The following is a 22491-nucleotide window of genomic DNA, read 5'->3' as shown; positions in this document are numbered from 1 at the left end:
GGCGGATAAATGGGAATTTGGAATGGAGAGACTATGAGTTGGGTAAGAACGGCAGCGGCGCGCGGGAGCGCTGAATGACGCTGCGCGACCACGCCATTCGCTACGGCTTCATCGTCCTCTTGTTCGGGCTCGTCGCCTATTTCGCGATCGCCGCCGACGGTTTCGTCTCGCCGCAAAGTGCCGTCTTCATTTTCCAGTCGGTCGCCATCACCGGCGTGCTGGCGCTCGGCGTCACCGCCACTCTGGTCGTCGGCGGCTTTGATCTCTCGATCGGCTCGGTCGCCACCTCCGCCATGATGGCTGCGGCCTATGTGATGGTGGTGCTGGAGCAGAACGCGGTCGTCGCGGTCGTCGTCTGCCTGCTGATCGGCGCCATCGTTGGCCTGATCAACGGCTGGCTGATCGTCTACATGCGCGTGCCCGATCTCCTGGCGACGCTCGGCATGATGTTCCTGCTCGTCGGCCTGCAGCGCATCCCGACCGAAGGCCGCTCGATCGCCACCGGCATGACGATGCCCGATGGCTCGGTCGCCAACGGCAAGTTCGGCGACGCCTTTCTGGCGCTCGGCCGCCACCGCTTCGATTTCTTCATCCCGAACCTCATTCCGGTGTCGGTCGTCGTGCTGCTTGTGCTCGCCGTGCTGATCTGGTTCTTCCTCGAATACACCCGCTTCGGCCGGATGATGTACGCGGTCGGCAGCAATGAGCGCGCCGCCGAACTCGCCGGCGCGCCTGTCAAGGCATACAAGATCTGGGCCTACGTCATTTCAGGAGTTTTTGCCTCGATCGGCGGCATTTTGCTCGCTGCCCGACTTGGACGCGGCGATATCGCCTCGGGTAATAATCTGCTGCTCGACGCTGTCGCCGCGGCGCTCATCGGCTACGCGGTGCTCGGCGCCGCCAAGCCGAACGCCTTCGGCACCGCCGTCGGTGCGCTGTTCGTCGGCATCTTGCTGCAAGGCCTGACCATGATGAACGCGCCTTACTACACGCAGGATTTCGTCAAGGGCGTGGTTCTGGTCGTCGCCCTTGTCTTCACCTTTGCCCTTTCCGGCAGGGGCAGGGGATAGCTTTCGACTGGGCAGGATTTTGGGTTCAACAAGAGTGGAGGAAAACAAGGTGAACATCACAAGAAGACTTCTAGGGAAGGTCGCGCTCGGGCTGGCCGGCGCAACCATGCTGATGCAGTTCCCGGCACTGGCGGCGGACAAGCCGGCGCCGTTCGACAAGCCCGGCGTCAAGATCGCGCTGGTGCGCTATCTCTCGACCGGCGACTTCTTCCAGGCCTATCTGTCGGGCGTCGAGGCACAGTCGAAAGCACTCGGTATCGATCTGCGCGTCCTCGACAGCCGCCAGGACGCCGCCCTTCAATCCGACATGGTCGATCAGGCCATCGCGCTTGGCGTGCAGGGCATCATCATCCAGCACGGCCTGACGGAATCGATGAAGGACGCCGCCCAGCGCGCGGTCGATGCCGGCATCAAGGTGGTGGCCTTCGACGTCAATGTCGAAAACCCCAAGATCCCGCAGATCGAGCAGTCCGACCGCGACCTTGCGCGCCTGGCGCTCGAACAGGCGGTCAAGGACAATGGCGACAGCTGGAACGCCGGCTATGTCTATGTCGCCGGCATCGCGCCGCTCGATCGCCGCAACGAGACCTGGGTCGATGTGAAAAAGAAATACTCGGGCATCAAGGAAGTCGCGATGTTCGGCACGCTCGACAATCCGATCGCCAACTCGGTCGCCAACCAGGCGCGTTCGGTGCTGTCGGCTCATCCCGACATCAAGGTGATGTTCGCCCCCTATGACGAATTCGCCAAGGGCGTGAAGATCGCCGTCGACGAAGCCGGCATGAACAAGGGCATCAAGATCTATTCGGCCGATATCTCGACGTCCGATATCGCCGCGATGCGCGAGCCCGACAGCGCCTGGGCAGCGACCGCCGCCACCAACCCGGCCGTCGTCGGCCAGGTCTCGGTGCGTGCTCTGGCGCAACTGCTCGCCGGTGAAGACCCCGGCCACAACGTGATCGTGCCCCCGACGCTGATCACCCAGAAGGAACTGATCGACAAGGACATCAAGAACATGGAAGACCTGTCGGCCAAGCTGCCGCAGTTTGCCCATGCCGATGTCGCGATGCCGGCCTGGATGCCTAACCCGAACGCCAAGTAAGCTTCGTCACGACATAAACGCAAAGGGCGGCCCTCGGGCCGCCCTTTTTGTTGATTGGAAATGCCTACCGCAGCGCCGCCGCGATGTTGCCGCCGTCGACCGTCGTCACATCGGCGGTGGTCCGTTCGGCCAGCGCATGATGCAGGAACGCCTGCGCCACGTCCTGCGCCGTCACTTCCTGGCCAAGCAGATTGCCGGACATGTAGTCCTTCTCCGACACGCCGCGCGCGCCCGAACGGCTGGCGATCATGGCGTCGGTCAAAAGGCCTGAGCGGATGCGGTCGGCGTTGACGGCGTTCGAACGGATGCCGTGGGCGCCATAGTCGAGCGCGTATTGCCGGGACAGGAACAGCGTCGCTGCCTTCGGCACGCCATAGGCGCCGAACTTCGGGCCCGGGTTGACCGCCTGCTTGGAGGTGTTGAACAAAAGCACGCCGCCGGTGCCCTGTTCGAGCATGATGCGCACGGCGTTCTGCGCCACCGACTGATGGGCGAAGAAATTGAGCTCGAAGCTCTTGCGCAGAAGCGCATCGTCGAGCTCGCCGATCCGGCCTTCCCACGCGGCCCCGGCATTGGACACCAGGATGTCGACGCCGCCGAACACGGCAACCGCCCTGTCGAAGGCGGCACGCACCTGCGCGGGATCGGTGATGTCGGCGGCGACGCCGATCGAGTTGTTGCCGGCCTTCTTCGCAGCGTCAGCGGCCTTTTCGGCATCGAGATCGACGACGACGGCGTGGGCGCCATTATCGGCGAACAGCTTGGCCGTCGCCGCGCCGATCGCGCCGGCGCCGCCGGTGATCAGCACCACCTGGCCGGTCAGCGGCTTCGGCTTGTTGGAGGCGAGCTTGGCCTGTTCCAGCGACCAGTATTCGAGCGGGAACAGGTCGGCCTTGGAAAGCGGATGGAAACGGCCGACCGCTTCGGCGCCGCGCACCGCCTCGATCCACATCTCGCCGACGTCGGAAGCGATCTTCGCATCCTTCAGCGTGCGGCCGTGGCCGAACATGCCCAGCCCCGGCACCAGCGTCAGGCGCGGCATCGGGTCGAGCATGGTGCGCTTGACGTCGTCGAGCGCATCGTTGGTTTCGAAATAGGCGCGGTAATCCTTGGCGAATGTCTCGACATGGCTCTTGATCACGGCCTTGTAGTCGCCGATCTTGTCGGCATCGGGCGCCGGCACCGCCATCGGTCCGGTCTTGATGCGGATCGACAGATCGGGCGTCGACACGCCGCGTCCGGCATAGTCGGCGATCTCGGCCGAGTTGATGAAATCTACAATGGCGTCCGAGGTGCGGAAATCGCTGATCATGCGGTCGAAGCGGCCTTCGCCGCGCGCCACCGCGACGGCGCCGCGCAGCATCGGCGCGATGGAAGCCGGTGTGGCGAGCTTTGCCGGCAGCGCAGCCTTTGCCGCCTTCGGCTTGGCGTGCTTGGCGACATAGTCCTCGGCGACATTCACATAGTGGATCATCCGGTCATAGGCTTGCCTGGCATCGTCGCCGAACGTGAAGATGCCATGCTTGTCGAGGATCAGGCCCTCGACCGTCGGGTCGGCGTCGAAGACGTCGGCCGCCGCCTTGGCGAGGTCGAAGCCGGGCATGATGTAGGGCACGTAACCCATCTTGTCGCCGAACACCGTCTTCACCAGCGGCTTGCTGTCTTCCTGATCGACGATGGCGAGGATGGCGGTCGAATGGGTGTGATCGACGAATTTGTGCGGCAGGAAGGCGTGCAGCAGCGTCTCGACCGAGGGATTGGGCGAGGATGGGTCGATGAGGTTCGCCCGCTGCAGGGCGACCATGTCCTCGTCGGAGAGCTTGTCGAGCCTGCGCGCCTTGAGCAGCGCGCCCATCTTCACCGCCGGCAGCCCCTGCGGCTCGATGACGGCCATGTCCCAGCCGCTGCCCTTGACGCACAACACATCCCATTCATCGCCGAGGAGGTCGGTTGCCTTGGTCTTGCAGGAGGTGTTGCCGCCGCCATGCAGCACGAGCCGCGGTTCGCCGCCCAGCAGCCGCGTCGTGTAGACGCGCAGCGCCAGGTCGCCGCCGACGCCTTTCCCGGCATAGTCGGCAACCATCTTTTCCGCGTCGCCGTCATTCCAAAGGTTCTTCATTTCGCTTCGTCCGATTCCGTCTTCTTGGTGGTGGTGAACAGGAAAGCCGCGACGCCTTGATGACAGCGCGGCGAGGGTGGTCTTGCTAGGATGCCTTTTCGCTTGCCGCGGGTCCGGCATGATCCAGCAGCCGCTGCGCCATGCGTGCGCCGATCACCAGATGCGTGCAAAGTCCGCCTGCGATCGCCGCGAGAAGTGGTTCGAACTTGCTGTCCTCCTGCACGACCATCAGGCGCCTGTCGATGGCGCGTAGCGAGGAGAGCTCGGCGGAGATCACCCGGCGGTTGTAGCTGCAATCGAGCAGCTTGCCGTCGGCGTCGATGATCTGCCCGGCGATGACCCCGGCGGCACCTCGGCTGCGCAGTTCCGCCATTTCGTCAGAAGTGAGCGCGCCGCATTTGACCAGATGGCTGTCGGCATCGACCGCTCCGACCGAGTACAGCGCCAGATCGCATTCGCCAATCCCCGACAATTGTTCGCGGATCACCGGCTCGGCGCGCAGCGCGCGCGCCAGCTCTTCCGTCGACAGCACCAGCGGCGCGTAGAAATTGAGGCCCTTGGCGTTGAGCCGCCGCGCGATCTCCATCGTGCACTGGTCGGGCCGGTAGGAATAGGGCGCTCCGAGATTGCCGCAGAGCTGCACCACCGTGACGTCCTGCAGATCGGCATAGGACATGATGTCGGCGATCGTGTAGACGGTGCGGCCCCAGGCAACGCCGATACGGTCGCCCTTCTTGACCAGTTCGAGAAACACGCTCGCCGCCAGCACGGCGATTTCCATCGAGGGGTCGGCGATGTGGTCGTTCCCGGGCGCGATCCAGACGGCATCGAGCTTCAACGCATCCTCGAGCTTGCGCGCCAGCACATCGTCGGTGAAGAGCTGGGTCGAGGTCGAGATGTTGACGATGCCGGTCTCGCGCGCCTTGCGCAGATACATGGCGACCGAGGCGCGGGAAATGTTAAGCTGGCTCGCAACCTGGTCCTGCCGCAGGCCATGCGCGTAATACAGCCACGCGGCCTTGTGAATCAGCTGCTCTGCTGGTCGGATCGCCATGCCATCTCCTCCGCTGACATTATTCACGGCCTTCGACAAAAGTCAAACCGGGCGGGAGAATGCAAACGTCTTTCTCTTGTTGATCGGGATCAAGGCGAAGCCGGCTGTGGTGTATGACAGGCTTCGCATACAAGGATGGTGACGTGGCCTGGAGCCTGTGATTAGAAGTCTCCGACCAGGAAGCTAAGGGGAGGCGGGATGGGCAAGCCTTATGAGCAGGATCTCGACAAGAACGCGGCCAATCACCAGCCGCTGACGCCGCTGACCTACCTGGAGCGCGCTGCAAAGACCTATCCTGACCATATCGCGATCATCCATGGCCGCCAGCGTATGGACTATCGCACGTTCTGGCGCCGGTCGCTGAAGCTTGCCTCGGCGCTTCGCAAGCGCGGCATCGGCAAGGGCGATACGGTCAGCGTCATGTTGTCCAACACGCCGCCGATGCTGGAGGCGCATTTTGGCGTGCCGATGACCAAGGCGGTGCTCCATTCGCTCAACACCCGCCTCGACGCGGCGGTCATCGCCTTCCAGCTCGACCATGCCGAAACCAAGGTGCTGATCGTCGACCGCGAGTTCGCTGGTATCGTCGGACAAGCGCTGGATCTGGCCAAGGTCAAGCCGCTGGTCATCGACTATGACGACCCCGAATACGCCGCCGACGCGCCCTTTCCGAAAGGCCAGCGCATCGGCACATCCGACTATGAGGCGTTTGTCGCTGAAGGCGACGAGGACTTTGCATGGTCGATGCCCGACGACGAATGGGACGCCATTTCGCTCAACTACACTTCCGGTACGACAGGCAATCCAAAGGGCGTCGTCTACCACCATCGCGGCGCCGCCCTGATGGCCTACACCAACACCATCCATGCCGGCATGGCCAAGCATGCGGTCTATCTGTGGACGCTGCCGATGTTCCATTGCAACGGCTGGTGCTTTCCATGGACACTCGCCATTCAGGCGGGCACCCATGTCTGCCTGCGCTGGGTGCGGCCGAAGCCGATCTACGACGCCATCGCCGATCACGGCGTCACGCATCTGTGCGGCGCACCGGTCGTCATGTCTGTGCTGATCAATGCGAAGGACGAAGACAAGCGCGAGTTTCCGCAGACCGTCACCTTCAACACGGCCGCGGCACCGCCGCCGGAAGCCGTGCTGTCCGGCATGGCTGATGCCGGCTTTGCCGTCACCCACCTCTACGGGCTGACCGAGACCTATGGCCCGGCGGTGGTCAACGAATGGCATGACGCCTGGAACGATCTCGAAAAGGGAGAGCGCAGCGCCAGGAAGGCACGACAGGGCGTGCGCTACGCCGCTCTCGAAGGCCTGACCGTCATGGACCCCGAGACGATGCAGGAAACGCCGGCGGATGGCGAGACCATTGGCGAAGTCATGTTCCGCGGCAACATCGTCATGAAAGGCTACCTGAAGAACCGCAAGGCGAGCGACGAAGCCTTTGCCGGCGGCTGGTTCCACTCCGGCGATCTCGGCGTCATGCATCCCGATGGCTACATCCAGCTCAAGGACCGCTCCAAGGACATCATCATTTCCGGAGGCGAGAACATTTCGTCGATCGAGGTCGAGGACGCGCTCTACAAGCACCCTTCCGTTGCCTCTTGTGGCGTCGTCGCCAGGCCCGATGACAAATGGGGCGAGGTGCCCATAGCCTATGTCGAACTGAAGCCCGGCAAGACCGCGACCGAGGCCGAGATCATCGAGCACTGTCGTGCGCTGCTCGCCCGCTTCAAGGTGCCGAAGGCGGTGATCTTCGCCGAAATCCCGAAGACCTCGACCGGCAAGATCCAGAAGTTCCGGCTGCGCGAGATGGCCAAGGTCGCCTGACGGCTTCGACAGCTTCCTTCAAGAATATTTTCAGCGGCCCGCATCCTCGGGCCGCTCCGTGACGTCTGTTGGATGTCACCAGCTGTCACCAATCGTACAGGTACGGCGAAATCGCATTGACAAGGCGCTTGTTTCGATTTACGAGTGACGAAAATTAAAATTCGTCACTCGTAAATAAGCAGAAGGCCATGTCCGAAGCCGCCACCATAGTCGCCGACGCCGCCCGACAGGAAAATGTGACGCGCATACTCGACTGCGCCGAGCGCCTGTTCCGGCACTATGGCTACGGCAAGACCAATGTCGCCGACATCGCGCGCGAACTCGGCATGTCGCCGGCCAATATCTACCGTTTCTTCGCCTCCAAGGTCGAAATCCACCAGGCCGTCTGCGGCCGGATGCTCGGTGCCAGCTACAAGATGGCCTACGAGATTTCCCGCCTGCCGATCAGCGCCGAGGAGCGGCTGCGCCGCTACGTGCATGCGCAGTACAAAATGACGCTGGAGGTCATGCTTGACGACCAGAAGGTCCATGAGATGGTTGTCGTCGCGCTCGAGCGGGACTGGGGCGTCATCGACAAGCACGTCAACAGCATTCACGACCTGTTCGCGGAGGTTATCCGCGATGGCATCGAGGCCGGTGAGTTCAGGGAACAGGACCCGGTGGTCGCGTCACGCTGCTTCGGCGCCGCCACCGTCATCCTGTGCCATCCTCAGATGGTCGCGCAGTGCCTTGCCAAGACCAACCGGGCGATGCCCGACGACCTCATCGACTATGCGATCAAGGCCTTGAAGAAATAGCCGCCGCACACGGGTGCCGGTGTCGACCGTTCATCTCCAGTCAGGAGTACCAAGATGTCTTTGCCCACTTCCATCCTTCGCAAGCTGCCAGTTGCCGGACTGATCGTCGCGGCGCTCGGGCTTGCCGGCTGCTCGCAGGAGAAAGCCGAAGTCAAGGACATCATCCGCCCGGTCAAGGTCGTCGAGATCGCCCAGGCGCATGACACCCGCACGCTGTCCTATTCCGGCTCGGTGCGGGCCCGTACCGAGAGCGCCCTGGCTTTCCGGGTCAACGGCAAGATCACCGAGCGTCTTGTCGACATCGGTCAGCATGTGGCGCCCGGCGACGTGCTCGCCCGCATCGATGCCTCCGACTACGACCTTTCGGTCAAGAGTGCGCAGGCTGCTCTCGATGCCGCCGAGCGGCAGGTCGAGACCGTCGAACTTGCGCGCAAGCGCGCCGAGCAGCTTTTTGCCAAGAACTTTGCGCCGAAATCGCAGCTCGAACAGGCGACGCTGACCTATGACCAGGCCGTCGCCACCCGCGATTCCGCCCGCTCCTCGCTTGATCAGGCCAAGAACCAGGTCGGGTATACCGATCTCAAGGCCGACAGGGACGGCATCGTCACGGCGGTCAACGCCGACGTCGGCCAGGTGGTTGGCTCCGGCACGCCGGTCGTCACCGTCGCCGTCGACGGCGAGAAGGAAGTGCTGATCGCGGTGCCGGAAATGGAAATCGCCGAATTCAAGCCGGGCAAGATCGTCAAGGCCGGCTTCTGGTCCGACGACGCGCTGGCACTTGATGGCAAGGTTCGCGAAGTCGCCGGCAGTGCCGATCCGCAGTCGCGCACCTTTGCCGTCCGCGTCAGCCTGCCCAACGACCCGCGCGTGCTTCTCGGCATGACCGCCAACATTGAAGCTTCGGCGGCCAATGAGCGGCAACTCGTGTCGATCCCGCTGAGCGCGCTGGCCGAGCAAGGCAGCCAGTCGATCGTCTGGACCGTCGATCGTGGCGCCGACACCGTTCATGCCCGCCCGGTCAAGGTCGCCAAGTTCGCCGCCGATGGCGTGCGTGTCGCCGAAGGTCTGAAACCTGGTGATGTCGTGGTCGCGGCCGGCACGCAGTTCATGACCGAGAACCTGAAAGTGAAGCTCGCTGCCGACACGGTGCTGCAGTCCGCCTCCGCGGCAGGCGATGGCAGCGACACCAAGCAGTTGCGCTGACGACAGACAACCGGCTGCGCGTTCCCGCAGCCGCTGGTTTCCGGGCGGCAGGCGCCCGATCCGAGACGCTCGGTTGATGTAACCCCCACATCGATTTTCGCGTCCCACCGCGATGAGTGTTTCTCCGCTCGGAGAGCCTTGCCGCCCGGAAGCCACTACCGAACCTCGATCTTGTTGCCAAACAGATGGAACCACCATCATGACCAATTCCACGGACGAGAAGCGGCCCTTCAACCTGTCACGCTGGGCGATCGGCCATCCCGCCATTGCGCGGTTCCTGTTCGGCCTGATCATCATTTCCGGCGCGCTCGGCCTGATGCGCATGGGCCAGAAGGAAGATCCCGACTTCACCTTCCGGGTGATGGTCGTCCAGGCGATCTGGCCGGGCTCCTCGATCCAGGAGATGGAAGATCAGGTCGTCAACAAGATCGAACGCACGTTGCAGGAGACGCCGCATCTCGACTTCGTGCGCTCCTTCACCCGCGCCGGCAGCGCCATCATCACGGTTCAGATCAAGGGCGACACCAACGCCGAAGAGGTGAAGGATGCCTTCTACCAGGTGCGCAAGAAGGTCGGCGATATCGCAGGCGATCTGCCACAAGGCCTGCTCGGCCCCTATTTCAACGATGAGTTCGGCGACACCTTCATCACCCTGCATTCGATCAGCGGCGACGGCTTCAGCTATCCCGAGTTGAAGAAATTCGCCATCCAGGCGCGCGACATGCTGCTGACGACGCCAGGCGTCGAGAAGGCCGTGATCATCGGCGACCAGCCGGAAAAGCTCTACATCGACGTTTCGTCCAAGGCGCTCGCCGAACGCGGCCTGACGCTTGTCGATCTACAGAACGCGATCAAGGGACAGAACAATGTCGACCCGGCCGGGTCCGTCGATACCGGCACCAACTCGGTGCGCATCTCGGTCGAGGGCGACGTCAGCAAGGTCGAGGACATCCGCAATCTGCGCTTGCGCGCCGGCGGTCAGGTCACACGGCTGGGCGATATCGCCACCGTCACCTCAGGACTGGAAGATCCCTTCCAGCGCAAATACCGCTTCAACGGTCATGACAGCGTGCAGCTTGGTGTCGTCATGGCCAAGGGCTTCAAGGTCACCGATGTCGGCAAGGACGTCGAGGCGACCTACAAGCGCTTTGGAGAGACGTTGCCCTATGGTGTTTCGGTCGACCAGATTTCCGACCAGCCGGGAGTTGTCACGGATGCGGTGGCCGAATTCATGCATGCGCTCGGCGAAGCGCTGCTGATCGTGCTTGTCGTTTCGTTCCTGTCGATCGGCTGGCGCTCGGGCCTGGTCATCGCCATCGCCATTCCGCTGGTTCTGGCAGCCACCTTCGCCATCATGTACGAGCTCGGCATCGACCTGCAGCGTATCTCGCTCGGCGCGTTGATCATCGCGCTTGGCTTGCTGGTCGACGACGCCATGATCGTCGTCGAGATGATGGAGCGCAAACTTGAGGAGGGGCTGGTCAAGATCGAGGCGGCAAGCTTCGCCTATTCCTCGACCGCCTTCCCGATGTTGACCGGCACGCTGATCACCACCGCCGGCTTCATCCCTGTCGGCTTCGCCGCTTCGACGGCCGGCGAATATGTGCGCACCTTGTTCTACGTCGTCGGCATCGCGCTGGTCGTGTCCTGGTTCGTCGCGGTCTATTTCACGCCATGGCTCGGCAACATGATCCTCAAGCAGCGCAAGCATGCCGGCAGCCATCATGACGTCTTCGACACGCGCTTCTACCGCAGGCTTCGCGCCACGGTCGGCTGGGCCGTGCGCCATCGCATCATCGTTCTGGTGATGACGCTGGTGACCTTCGGCACCAGCCTGTGGGCGTTCCAGTTCATTCCGCAGAACTTCTTCCCGCAGTCGTCGCGGCCGGAAATCCTCGTCGATCTCTGGCTGCCGGAAGGCACCAGCATCAAGGAGGTCGAGACACAGGCCAAGGCGCTCGAGGCCAAGATGATGGACGACAAGGACAAGCGCTTCATCGCCACCTATATCGGCGAAGGCGCGCCGCGCTTCTTCCTGCCGCTCGATCAGCAGCTGCGCAATCCGAACTTTGCCCAGATGCTGGTCATGGCCAATGACGAGCCGGCGCGCGAAAGGCTGATCGTCAAGCTGCGCGCCGTCCTGGCCGAGGATTTCCCCTCCATCCGCGCCAAGGTCGACCGCCTGTTCCTCGGGCCGCCGACCGGCTGGCCGGTGCAGATGCGCGTCATGGGTCCGGATCGCCAGGAGGTACGCCGCATCGCCGATCAGGTGAAGGCGAAGTTCCGCGAGGATCCGCTGCTCGGCGCCGTGCATGACGACTGGCTGGAGCCGGTGCCGGCGATGAAGCTGGTCATCGACCAGGATCGCGCCCGTGCGCTCGGCGTCACCTCGCAGCGCATCCGCCAGATGCTGCAGACAGCAATGTCGGGCGCGCCGCTCGACGACTTCCGTGACGGCGAGGAGACGGTGTCCATCGTTGCCCGCGAGCCGGATGCCAGCCGCAGCCTGCTGTCCTCGGTCGACTCCGTCTACATCCCGACCGATTTCGGCGGCTTCGTGCCGCTGTCGCAGGTGGCCAAGGTGGTGCCGGTGCTGGAGCAAGGCATCGAATGGCGCCGTGACCGCTTGCCGACCATCAGCGTGCGGGCGACGCTGCCCGACGGCGTGCAGTCAAACGACGTCGTCACCAAGATGTACAAGGACATGCAGGGCCTGCGCGATGGCCTGGCGCCCGGATACAAGATCGAGATCCAGGGCGGCGCCGAGGATTCGGCGGAAAGCCAGGCGTCGATCGCCGCCAAGGCGCCGGTCATGCTCGCCATCATCGTGGTTCTGCTGATGATACAGCTGCAGAATTTCGGCAAGGCGATGCTGGTGCTGGCCACCGGTCCGCTCGGCATCATCGGTGCGGCTGCAGCACTGCTGATCAGCGGCGCGCCGTTCGGCTTCGTCGCCATCCTCGGCGTCATTGCGCTGCTCGGCATCATCATGCGCAATTCGATCATCCTGGTCGACCAGATCGACCAGGACATCGCCAGAGGCATGGACCGCTCCGAAGCGATCATCGGCTCGGCCGTCCGGCGTTTCCGGCCGATCGTGCTGACGGCGATGACGGCGGTGCTGGCGCTGATCCCGATCTCGCGCGCTGTCTTTTGGGGTCCGCTCGCCTACGCCATGATGGGCGGCATCCTCGTTGCCACCGTGCTGACCATCCTGGTGCTGCCGGCGGGCTATGCCCTGTTCTTTGGGCGGGAACCCAAGAAGGCGGTGGATACGGAACAGACGCCTGAACCAGAGTTGCCTGCCGAAAGGCCGCAACTGGCGCTGGCTGCCGAATAAATAGCGCGGGCCGGACGGTACTGTCCGGCCCGCAAATTTTGCGGTCTCTTCCAATGATTCATAACCCGGTCTCTCATCGGTCCGACCGACCGTGAATGGTATGCGGCGCCAAAAAGCGCGAAGCGGGATTGCGCGTTAAATCGCCTTGTTGTACGAACGTTCAACAAGGCGATTTAACGGGTACCTGCCGTGGTACGAACCGAGTTCCCCTTTGCCGTCGAAACCGTCGATCCGCTCTGGATCACGCTGGCCGACGGCACCCGCATAGCCGCCACTTTGTGGCGCCCGCGTACCGACGCCAAGGTGCCTGTCGTCGTCGAAATGGTGCCCTATCGCCGCCGTGACGGCACCGTGGCGCGTGACATCGACATCCATCCCTGGCTTGCCGGGCACGGCATTGCCTGCGCCCGCATCGATATCAGGGGCTCGGGCGATTCCGATGGCGATCTGGCCGACGAGTACTTGCCCCGCGAGCAGCAAGACGCCTGCGAGATCATCGCCCATTTGGCCGCGCAATCCTGGTGCAATGGCAATGTCGGCATGACCGGCATTTCCTGGGGCGGCTTCAACGCGCTGCAGGTTGCTGCGCGACGGCCGCCGGCCTTGAAGGCCATCATCACCAACTGTGCCACCGACGACCGCTACGCCGACGACATCCACTATATGGGTGGCGCGCTGCTCACCGAGCAGGAGATGTGGTCGAACTTCATGCTGGTGAAGAAGGCGATGGCTCCCGATCCGCAGATCGTCGGCGACGCCTGGCGCGCCATGTGGCTCAGCCGTCTTGAGGCGACAAGCTCGCTGTCGGAAATCTGGCTCGCGCACCAGCGCCGCGACGACTACTGGCGTCAGGGCTCGATCTGCGAAGATCATGCGGCGATCGAATGCGCGGTCATGGCCGTGTGCGGCTGGGAGGACAGCTATTCCAACTTCGTGCCGCGCCTGCTCGAGCATCTGCCCGGACCCAAGCTTGGCATCGTCGGTCCGTGGTCGCATGCCTATCCCTGTCGCGGTGCACCGGGGCCGTTGATCGGCTATCTGCAGGAGGCGCTGCGCTGGTGGCGCCATTGGCTGTGCGGCGAAGACACCGGCATCATGGATGAGCCGCTCTACCGGGTCTGGATTACCGGGGAGGAGCGACCGCAGCCTTTTTACCTCCCGGATCATGCCGGCAGCTGGGCCGCCGAGGAGCAATGGCCGTCGCCGCGCATCGAACGCCGTGTTCTGCACCTGAACGCGGCCGGGCTGAGCAGAGAACCAGCGCCGGGTGCCACGCTTTCGGTGCGCTCGCCGGCCAGCGCCGGGCGCGACTGCGGCCGCTGGGGCGGTTATGGCGGCTCCTGTCCGGACATGGCCATCGACCAGCGCCGCGAGGACGGCCTGGCGCTGTGCTTCGACACCTCGCCCCTCGACGGCGACCTGACCCTGCTCGGCGCGCCGGAACTGGATCTGCTCGTCAGCGTCGACCAACCGCATGTCAACCTTGCCGCCCGCCTCTGCGACGTCTATCCCGACGGCACTTCGGCGCTGATGACCTATGGCGTGCTCAACCTCAGCCACCGCGACAGCCATGAGCGTCCGACGCCCTGTCCGGTCGGAACGCCGTTCCGCGTGCGGCTGAAGCTCAACGATTTCGCCCGTACCGTGCCGAAGGGCCATCGCATCCGGCTGGCGCTGGCCAACCAGCACTGGCCGATCCTGTGGCCGCAGCCGAAACTGTCGACGCTGTCGGTTGCCAGTGGCGACAGCGCGGTGATGCTTCCCGTGCGCCCGCCGTCGCCGCGCGATCGCGACGCCCGCTTCGAGCCTGCCGAAACCGCGCCGCCGGTGCCGACAACGACCCTGGACGACGGTTTCGATCGCCGCATCGTCACCGACGATGTCGGCAGCGGCATGCAGACCATCGCGCTGAGTTCCGACCATGGCCGCAAGCGCTACGACGATCGCACCATCACCGTCTCCTCGGCCAACAGCGACACGATGAGCATCCGCGCCGACGATCCGCTGTCGGCCAGGCTCGTCACCGAATACCGCTGGGCCATTGCCAGCGGCGATGCCGACACCGAGGCCATGGCGGTAACCGAGCTGACATCCGATGAAACGCATTTCAACCTGAGTTGGCGGCTCGAGGCCCGAGAACGGGGCAGGCTCGTCCACAGCGCCTCGGCAACGCGACGCATCAGGCGCGATTTCGCATAGAGCCGGATGATTTCAGGTCGAGTCGACCTGAAATCTGAATCCAGCTCTAAATCAAAGAGATAGAGCATGATGTCGTCCGAAAACCGCTTCACACTTTTCGGCATCATGCTCTAGGGAGAGGGGAGGGAGACCATGCTTGCATATGCAGTGAAGCGCATCGGTCTCGGCCTCCTGATCCTCGTCCTCGTCATGGTCGCCATGTATGCGGCCGCCTTCCTGGTACCCGGCGATCCGGCAACCGTGGCGCTCGGTCCCCGCGCCACGCCGGAACTGAAGCGGCTGCTGATCGAGCGCATGGGTCTCGACCAGCCGGTGTGGTGGCAGATCGTCGAATTCTTCCGCAACGCCCTGACCGGCAATCTCGGCTACGACGTCTGGTCGAACCGGCCCGTCTCCACGCTCGTCATGGAGGCGCTGCCGAACACGCTGATCCTCGGGCTCACCGCGCTCGCGGTCGCGCTTCTCATCGGCGTTCCGCTCGGCTGCCTGTCGGTGATGCGGCGCGGCACGCTTGCCGATGCCGTCATCGGCGTGCTCTCGGTCGGCGTCATCGCCGTGCCGTCCTTCGTCGTCGCCATCTATTCGCTGCTGCTCTTTGCCGTCACGCTGCGCTGGCTGCCGGCCATCGGCGCCGGCGAGGCCGGTGACATCGTCAGCCAGGCCAAGGCGCTGGTCATGCCGGCGGCGGCGATAGCGCTCGGCTGGATCGGCTACATCGCCCGCATGGTGCGCGCCTCGATGATGGAGGTGATGGGCGAACCGCACATTCGCACCGCCCGCTCCTTCGGCCTGCCGGAGTGGAAGATCGTTTCCAAATACGCGTTGCGCATCGCCGTCATCCCGACCATCTCGCTGGTCGCCGTCGGTCTCGGCAGCATCCTGTCCAGCGCCGTCTTCGTCGAGGCGGTGTTCGCGCGGCCCGGCATCGGCAAGCTGATCACGGACGCCGTCAACACCCGCAACTATCCGGTCGTCATGGGCACGGTGCTGATCATGACCGCCATCTACGTCTCCATCACCATAGCCGCCGATCTCCTGATCGCGCGGCTCGATCCGAGGGTGCGCGATGTCTTCCGTGGCTGACGCCTCGCTGTCCGTTCCGGATCGGCAACGGTTTCCGCTGCTGCGTGCGCTGCTTGCCGATCCGTTCACCGGCGTGGCGCTGATCCTGGTCATCGGCTTCCTCGTCACCGCCGTCTTCGCGCCGTGGCTGGCGCCCTATTCGCCGGTCAAGATCGATGTCCTGCACAAGCTGCAGCCACCATCCGTCGAGCACTGGTTCGGTACCGATCATCTCGGCCGCGATCTCCTGTCGCGCGTCATCTACGGCGCGCGCACGGCGTTGACGATCGCCATGGTCTCCGTCGCCATAGCCGGTGCGATCGGCCTGATGCTCGGGCTGATCGCCGGCTACGGGCCGCGCTGGCTCGACGCCATGCTGGTGCTGAGCTTCGACAGCCTGAATTCGCTGCCGATGATCATGTTCGCGCTCGCCATCATCACCGTGCTCGGCGCCGGCACGGGCACGCTGATCATCGTCATCGCTGCGACTTCCTTTCCGAGCTATGCCAGGCTGATCCGGGCGCAGACGCTGGCGCTGAAGAACAGCGACTACATCCTCGCCGAGCGCCTGCTCGACGCCAGCCCGGCGCGCATCATCTTCATCCACCTTCTGCCCAACGTCGTCGGCCCGCTGATCATCCTGCTGTCGATGGACATTCCGGTCGTCATCATGGTCGAGGCGGGCTTGAGCTTCCTCGGCCTTGGCGTCAGGCCGCCGACGCCGTCCTGGGGCTCTATCCTCTATGACGGCTACACCAGCATCCGCTCGGCACCGTTCATGGTCATCTTCGGTGGGCTGCCGCTGGTGCTGGCAACGCTCGGCTTCACCTTCCTCGGCGAGGGTCTGCGCGACTATCTCGATCCGCGCCTGCAGTTGCGGAGGCCGGCATGAGCGGTTCGCTCGCCGCCAGCGATCTCAGCGTCCGCTACGAGACGCCACATGGCGCGGTGCACGCGTTGCGCCATGTCGACATCGAAGCGCATCCAGGCGAGGTGATCGGCATTGTCGGCGAGAGCGGCTGCGGCAAGTCCACGCTGGTCACCGCCTTGGCAAACCTGCTGCCGGCCAATGCCCGCATCGACGGGTCGATCAGCTACAACGGCGTTGATCTCGCCAAGCTCGACGCCCATCGCCAGCGCCTGCTGCGCGGCGACGAGATCGCGCTGGTCAGCCAGGATCCGATGACGGCCTTCAACCCGGTGCTGACCATCGGTGACCAGCTTGTCGACTTCCAGCACCACCGCAAGGATCTCGGTCGCGCGCAGAAGCGGTCCCGCATCGCCGCCATGCTTGGCCGCGTCGGCATCGCCGATGCGGAACGGCGGATGGACTGCTATCCGCACGAACTCTCCGGCGGCATGCGCCAGCGCGTGGCCATTGCCGCCGCCTTGCTGACCGATCCCGGCCTGCTCATCGCCGACGAGCCGACGACCGCGCTCGATGTCACCATGGAGGCGCAGATCATCCATCTGCTGCGCGAACTGAGGCGCGAATATAACGGCATCATCATCGTCGTCTCGCACCATCTCGGCGTCATCGCCGAGCTCTGCGACCGGGTCTATGTCATGTATGCCGGGGAGGTGGTGGAGGGCGGCGAGGTCGACGCGATCTTCCACGATGCGAGGCATCCCTACACGCAAGCGCTGCTCGCCTGCGATCCGGCCCGCTTCCATGAAAGGCTGGAGAGGCTGCCGACCATCCCCGGCACGCCGCCAAACCTCACCCAGCCGCCATCCGGATGCGTCTACGCACCACGCTGCGACCGTGCCTTTGCGCCATGCGTCTCAGTCGCGCCACCGCTGGTGAAGCTCTCCGCCTCCCATGTCGCGCGCTGTCATGCGGTGATGCCATGAGCCCGCTGCTCGCTGTCGAGGACCTGTCGGTGACTTTCGCCCGCAACGGGTTGTTCAGCCGCCTGATCAACCCGTTCCCGTTGCCGAGCTTCAATGTCATCGACGGCGTGACGCTGTCGCTGATGCCCGGCGAGACACTGGGTCTGGTCGGCGAGTCCGGTTCCGGCAAGACGACGCTTGCCCGCACCATTCTCGGGCTGGTGCGCGCGGCTGCGGGCCGCATCGTCTTCGAGGGCAGGGAGGTACAGACGCCGGCCGATTTCCGCGCCATGCGCCGGCACTCGGCGATGATGTTCCAGGATCCGGTGGCGTCGCTCAGTCCACGCCTGCGTATCGGCACACTGCTGACCGAGCCGCAGATCATTCAGGGCGTGCCGATGCCGGACCGCCGCGCCGCGGCCAGGGCGCTGCTGGCGCTGGTCGGGCTGCCGGCGTCCTTCGTCGACCGCTTTCCGCATGAGCTGTCCGGCGGCCAGGCGCGCCGCGTCGGCGTCGCCCGGGCGCTGGCGATGAAACCGCATCTGCTGCTCGCCGACGAGCCGACCGCCGGCCTCGATGTCTCGGTGCAGGGCGACGTGCTCAACCTGATCGGCGAGTTGAAGCGCGAGCTCGGTTTCGCCGCCATGATCGTCACCCACAATCTGGCAATGATCCGCCATGTCAGCGACCGGCTGGCCATCATGTATCTCGGCCGGCTGGTCGAGACCGGACCGACGCGGGACGTGTTCTCCGCGCCCATGCATCCCTACACCGCGACGCTGATCCAGTCCGAACCGGTGCCCGACCCGCGCCGGCGCAGCCAAAATCCTGCCGTCACCGGCGAAATCCCGAGCGTTTTCCGGCGCCCACCGGGCTGCGAGTTCCACACGCGCTGCCCGATCGCGCGCGATCGCTGCAAGACCGAGGCACCGGCCTATCGACCGATGGGCGCCGACCGGATGGTGCGCTGCCATTTCCCGCTGGAGACCGGCGGGCAAGAACGGGAAGCCTTCTCACGCGCTTCCGCAAACCAAAGGGGAAACTGACATGACACGATGGAACATGGACAGACGTGCATTCCTGAAAGCGGCCGGCGCGCTGGGGGCCGGGCTGGCGATGAAGCCGGGTTTCGCCTGGTCGGCCGATGGCGACACGCTGCGCATCCGCATGGATGGCGATTTGCAGACGCTTGACCCCGCCTTCATGATCGGCGGCATCGAGGACGTCATCATGCGCGGCATCTATGTGTCGCTGAACCGTCTCGGTGATCTCCGGGAAGGTTCGCCATGGTCGCTGTGGGGGGCGCAGACGCTTGAGCTGAAGGATCCGAAGACGATTGCCTTCACGCTGATCGACGGGCTGAAATGGTCGAAAGGCCTTGGTCCCGTCACCGCCGCGGACGTGAAATTCTCCTACGAGCGCATCGCCGATCCGAAGCTGTCGTCGCCCTGGGCTTATCAGTTCGAAAAGCTTGACCGCGTCGAAGTGGTCGATGCCAGATCCGGCATCATCCATCTCAAGGACCCGTACCAGCCGATCTTCGTCACCAGCCTGCCTTACTATGGCGGCCACATCATCAGCCGCGCCGGTACCGAGAAGGCGGGCGGCAAGTTCACCACCGAGCCACCGGCAACCTGCGGTCCCTATCTCTTCTCCGACTGGCAGCAAAAGCAGAAGGTGACGCTCACCGCCAATCCTGACTGGCCGGGCCCGAAGCCGGATTTCGGCAAGGTCGAAATCTACATCGTCGCTGACGACCAGGCGGCGCAGCTTGCCTATGAAGCCGATGCCTTCGACTACACAAAGATCGCCATTTCGGCGACCAAGGCGGTCAAGGCCAGTCCGCCCGCCAACACCAAGGTGATCGAGGCGCAGTCGACCCGTTATGTCTGGCTGACCATCAACATGCTGAGCCCACGTCTCAAGGACCTCAAGGTGCGGCAGGCCGTGCAATACGGTGTCGATGTCGGGCAGATACTCACCGGTGTCTATGATGACCTCACCAAGCGCTCCACGGGCGTCGTGCAGCCTGGCACCAAATTCGCGCGCGCCAGCAACCTGATTGCGGCGCCGGACTATGAAAAGTCCGCCGCGCTGCTCACCGAAGCCGGTGTCAGTAATCTGTCGCTGACGCTGACGGTGATGAACGATTCCATCCGCACGGCGACGGCGCAGATCATCCAGGCCAGTCTCGAACAGGCCGGCATCAAGGTCGAGATCCAGCCTTACGACGAGGCCGCATTCTGGGGCGTCGGCGACAAGACGCAAGGCGATGGCTACAAGAACGTCGATCTGGCGCTGATGGACTTCGCCGGTGGCGTCGATCCGTCCGAAAACCTGGTCTGGTTCCGCCCCGACCAGATCGGCGCCTACAACTGGTCCGGCTTCGACAGTGCTGAATTCGAGACCAGCTATCAGCAGTTGGTGGCGGAAAGCGATCCGGCGAAGCGCGTCGCGCTGTCCAACCGGATGGAGGATCTGATGGAGCAGTCCGGCGGGTTCGTCTTCATCTGCCACCAGCCGCTGGTCGTCATCCACAAGACGGATTTCGAGCCGGTCATCTATCCCGACGGCCACCCCAATCCGGTGCTGTTCAAGAAGCGGGTGTGACCGGCGGCAAGTGGACAGTTTGGCCGCAATCGATTAGCTGGAGCCCATGACGGAAGCCCAACCAGCAACTGCCAGAAAGAAGCGCGGCGCCAAGAAATCGCCGCCGCGCTTCAGCCGCGAACAGGCCGATGTGCGCCGCTCCATGCTGATCGAGGCGGCGACGCGATGCCTGTCGGTGGGCGGCATCGGCGCCTTCACCATCGATCGCATCTGCAAGGAGGCCGGCGTCTCGCGTGGCCTTATCAACCATCACTTCGAAAGCCTCGATGGGTTGCTGGTCGAGGTCTACAAATCCTCGCTCTATGCCAGCGTCAACAACCAGATTGCCGAAGCCAAGCGCCGCCGCGCCGAGACTTCGGACTGGCCGCCGCAGGCAGCGCTCGCTGCCCTGGTGCACTCCAATTTCTCGCCCGATTATTTCAGCCGCGACAACCTGCTGATCTGGCTATCGCTGTGGGGCGAAATTGCCGTCAACCCGCGTCTCAAGGCGGCGCATCGCGAACTCTACGACGCCTATCGGGCGGAACTCGCGGAGGACATCGCGGCGGTCGCAAAGCCGCGCGGCAGGGATGTCGATGCGCCGGCGCTGGCGCGCAATTTCATCGCCCTGGTCGACGGGCTCTGGCTCGAATGGTGTCTCGACGAAAGCGTCGTGACGCCACAGGCCGCCGAAGCCGCCGGCTTTGAAATGCTGGAGGCACAGGTCGGGCCTTTGCGGGGCGCCTAGTTCAGCGGTGAGCCGCCCTCGCGCTTGCGGCGTTCCATATAGTCGCGCAACGCCTCGTCGATGCCGGGATCGATCGGCGGCTGTTCGTATTCGGCGACCATGCGCTTCCAGATGACGTTGGCCCGCTCGCGCGCCGTCACCTGGCCGCGCTCCATCCATGTGTCGTAATTGTCCCAGTTGGACACCAGCGGCGAATAGAAGGCGCGCTCGTAGCGCTGCATCGTGTGCGCCGCGCCGAAGAAGTGTCCGGCCGGACCGACCTCGCGCACGGCTTCCAGTGCCAGCGTGTCGATATCCACCACCGGCGGTTCGAAATAGGCGCACATCATCTGCAGCATCTCGGCATCGATGACCAGCTTCTCGAACGATGCGGTGAGCCCGCCGCCGAGCCAGCCGGCGGCGTGCAGCACCAGGTTGGCGCCACCCATCAGGCACCCCCACAGCGACATCGCGCTCTCATAGGCGGCCTGCGCGTCGACTGAATTGGCGGCGGTGACATTGCTCGAGCGGAACGGCACGCCGATCAGCCGGCATAGCTGGCCGGTGATCTGCGCGGCTTGCGTGTATTCGGGCGTGCCGAAGGCCGGCGCTCCGGTCTTCATGTCGACATTGGAAGTGAAGCCGCCATACATCACCGGCACCCCGGGTCGCACGATCTGGGTCAACACGATGCCGGCCAGCGCCTCGGCATGCTGCTGCGACAGCGCCCCGGCGAGCGTCACCGGGCTCATCGCGCCGGCGAGCGTGAACGGCGTGATGACATTGACCTGGCCATGCTCGGCCAGTGCGATCAGCCCTTCGGCCATCGGCTCGTCGAGCTGCAGTGGCGAATTGGTGTTGATGATGCCGGTGAACACCGGCATCTCCTGCGCGAGGTTCTCGCGCGTCGTGCCGAGCGAGATCGCCACCATCTCCAGCGCGTCGATGGCGCGTCCGCGGCCGAGCGCCTGCGGCTGCCAGTTCTTGTCGAGCAAGGTGATCTCGGCATAGTAGAGATCGAGATGGCGCGTGTTCTGGTGCAGGTCGAGCGGCTCGAACGGCCCGCCGCCCTCCTGGTGCAGCACGTTGAACGACTGGATGAGTTTCAAGTAGTCGCACATCTCGGCATAGGTGCCGGGACGGCGGCCGCGATCATTGTCCATGACATAGGCCGGCCCGCCCACTGACGACAGGATGCAGTGCCGTCCGCCGACCTTGACATTCTTCTGCGGGTTGCGGGCGCGCAGTTCGAAGGATGACGGCGCCATGGCGACGCGCTCCATGACCATGGCGCGGTCGAAGCGCACCCGCATCTCGCCTTCGTCGACATCGCAGCCAGCCGCGCGATAGAACTGGCGCGCCTGCGGTTGCAGCACCCGCATGCCGATCTCTTCGAGGATGGTGAGGCCCATTTCGTGGATCGTCCGCACCTGGTCGGCCGACAGGATCTCGATCGGCGCATAGGACCGTGTCAGCTGTTTCCATGGCCGCTGTTCGATGCCGCCGATCTCGCGCTGCGGGCGGCCGGGTCTGCGACGTGCCGTGATGCGCTCCATG

At 64.2% G+C, this 22491-nt stretch carries 16 protein-coding genes; 13 read left to right on the top strand and 3 right to left on the bottom strand.

What is annotated here, in order from left to right:
• The first annotated feature begins 74 nt into the window (after positions 1-74).
• Positions 75-1070, top strand: a complete 996-nt coding sequence (locus NR193_RS05705) for an ABC transporter permease (RefSeq protein ID WP_091576572.1) — start codon at positions 75-77, stop codon at positions 1068-1070.
• 49 nt (positions 1071-1119) lie between these two features.
• Entirely contained in the window at positions 1120-2172 is a 1053-nt protein-coding gene (locus tag NR193_RS05700; protein ID WP_256749902.1) for a substrate-binding domain-containing protein, read from the top strand.
• 64 nt (positions 2173-2236) lie between these two features.
• Here the strand turns inward: NR193_RS05700 and NR193_RS05695 are convergent, their stop codons facing one another.
• Both NR193_RS05695 and NR193_RS05690 read right to left on the bottom strand, forming a co-directional pair.
• A complete protein-coding gene (locus tag NR193_RS05695) occupies positions 2237-4291 on the bottom strand; it encodes a bifunctional aldolase/short-chain dehydrogenase (protein ID WP_256749901.1) in 2055 nt (684 codons plus the stop codon).
• Positions 4292-4376: 85 nt separating this feature from the next.
• A complete protein-coding gene (locus NR193_RS05690; protein WP_256749900.1) occupies positions 4377-5345 on the bottom strand; it encodes a sugar-binding transcriptional regulator in 969 nt (322 codons plus the stop codon).
• Between the two features lie 198 nt (positions 5346-5543).
• On the opposite strand from NR193_RS05690, the gene NR193_RS05685 reads away from it, so the two are divergent.
• From NR193_RS05685 to NR193_RS05635, 11 genes are all read left to right on the top strand, one after another.
• On the top strand, positions 5544-7184 hold the full coding sequence (locus NR193_RS05685; RefSeq protein WP_256749899.1) for an acyl-CoA synthetase: 1641 nt from the start codon (positions 5544-5546) through the stop codon (positions 7182-7184).
• 188 nt (positions 7185-7372) lie between these two features.
• Positions 7373-7981, top strand: coding sequence for a TetR family transcriptional regulator (locus NR193_RS05680; RefSeq protein WP_256749898.1), 609 nt, complete (start codon positions 7373-7375; stop codon positions 7979-7981).
• A gap of 54 nt (positions 7982-8035) precedes the next feature.
• The gene (locus NR193_RS05675) at positions 8036-9184 is read left to right on the top strand and encodes an efflux RND transporter periplasmic adaptor subunit (protein ID WP_256749897.1); all 1149 of its coding nucleotides are present in this window, start codon (positions 8036-8038) and stop codon (positions 9182-9184) included.
• 199 nt (positions 9185-9383) lie between these two features.
• Complete coding sequence (locus tag NR193_RS05670) at positions 9384-12524, top strand: efflux RND transporter permease subunit (RefSeq protein ID WP_256749896.1); 3141 nt, start codon at positions 9384-9386, stop codon at positions 12522-12524.
• Positions 12525-12713: 189 nt separating this feature from the next.
• On the top strand, positions 12714-14723 hold the full coding sequence (locus NR193_RS05665) for a CocE/NonD family hydrolase (RefSeq protein ID WP_256749895.1): 2010 nt from the start codon (positions 12714-12716) through the stop codon (positions 14721-14723).
• A gap of 132 nt (positions 14724-14855) precedes the next feature.
• Positions 14856-15806 carry an ABC transporter permease gene (locus tag NR193_RS05660; RefSeq protein ID WP_256749894.1) on the top strand — a complete coding sequence of 317 codons (951 nt, stop codon included), beginning with the start codon at positions 14856-14858 and terminating at the stop codon, positions 15804-15806.
• Positions 15790-16677 carry an ABC transporter permease gene (locus NR193_RS05655; protein ID WP_256749893.1) on the top strand — a complete coding sequence of 296 codons (888 nt, stop codon included), beginning with the start codon at positions 15790-15792 and terminating at the stop codon, positions 16675-16677. Before NR193_RS05660 ends, NR193_RS05655 begins: the two co-directional genes overlap by 17 nt.
• Complete coding sequence (locus tag NR193_RS05650) at positions 16674-17639, top strand: ABC transporter ATP-binding protein (RefSeq protein ID WP_256749892.1); 966 nt, start codon at positions 16674-16676, stop codon at positions 17637-17639. Before NR193_RS05655 ends, NR193_RS05650 begins: the two co-directional genes overlap by 4 nt.
• Positions 17636-18664, top strand: coding sequence for an ABC transporter ATP-binding protein (locus tag NR193_RS05645; protein ID WP_256749891.1), 1029 nt, complete (start codon positions 17636-17638; stop codon positions 18662-18664). Before NR193_RS05650 ends, NR193_RS05645 begins: the two co-directional genes overlap by 4 nt.
• Before the next feature lie 16 nt (positions 18665-18680).
• Entirely contained in the window at positions 18681-20228 is a 1548-nt protein-coding gene (locus tag NR193_RS05640) for an ABC transporter substrate-binding protein (protein WP_256749890.1), read from the top strand.
• A 46-nt stretch (positions 20229-20274) separates the two neighbouring features.
• A complete protein-coding gene (locus tag NR193_RS05635; RefSeq protein ID WP_256749889.1) occupies positions 20275-20955 on the top strand; it encodes a TetR/AcrR family transcriptional regulator in 681 nt (226 codons plus the stop codon).
• Here the strand turns inward: NR193_RS05635 and NR193_RS05630 are convergent.
• Positions 20952-22490 carry a trimethylamine methyltransferase family protein gene (locus tag NR193_RS05630; protein ID WP_256749888.1) on the bottom strand — a complete coding sequence of 513 codons (1539 nt, stop codon included), beginning with the start codon at positions 22488-22490 and terminating at the stop codon, positions 20952-20954. The two genes, NR193_RS05635 and NR193_RS05630, sit on opposite strands and share 4 nt — an antisense overlap.
• Position 22491 lies beyond the last annotated feature (1 nt).

This window comes from Mesorhizobium sp. Mes31 (assembly GCF_024519675.1).
Taxonomy (GTDB): Bacteria; Pseudomonadota; Alphaproteobacteria; order Rhizobiales; family Rhizobiaceae; genus Mesorhizobium.
Note: the sequence above shows the minus strand (reverse complement) of the source record. Positions and strands in the feature narration are given on the sequence as shown.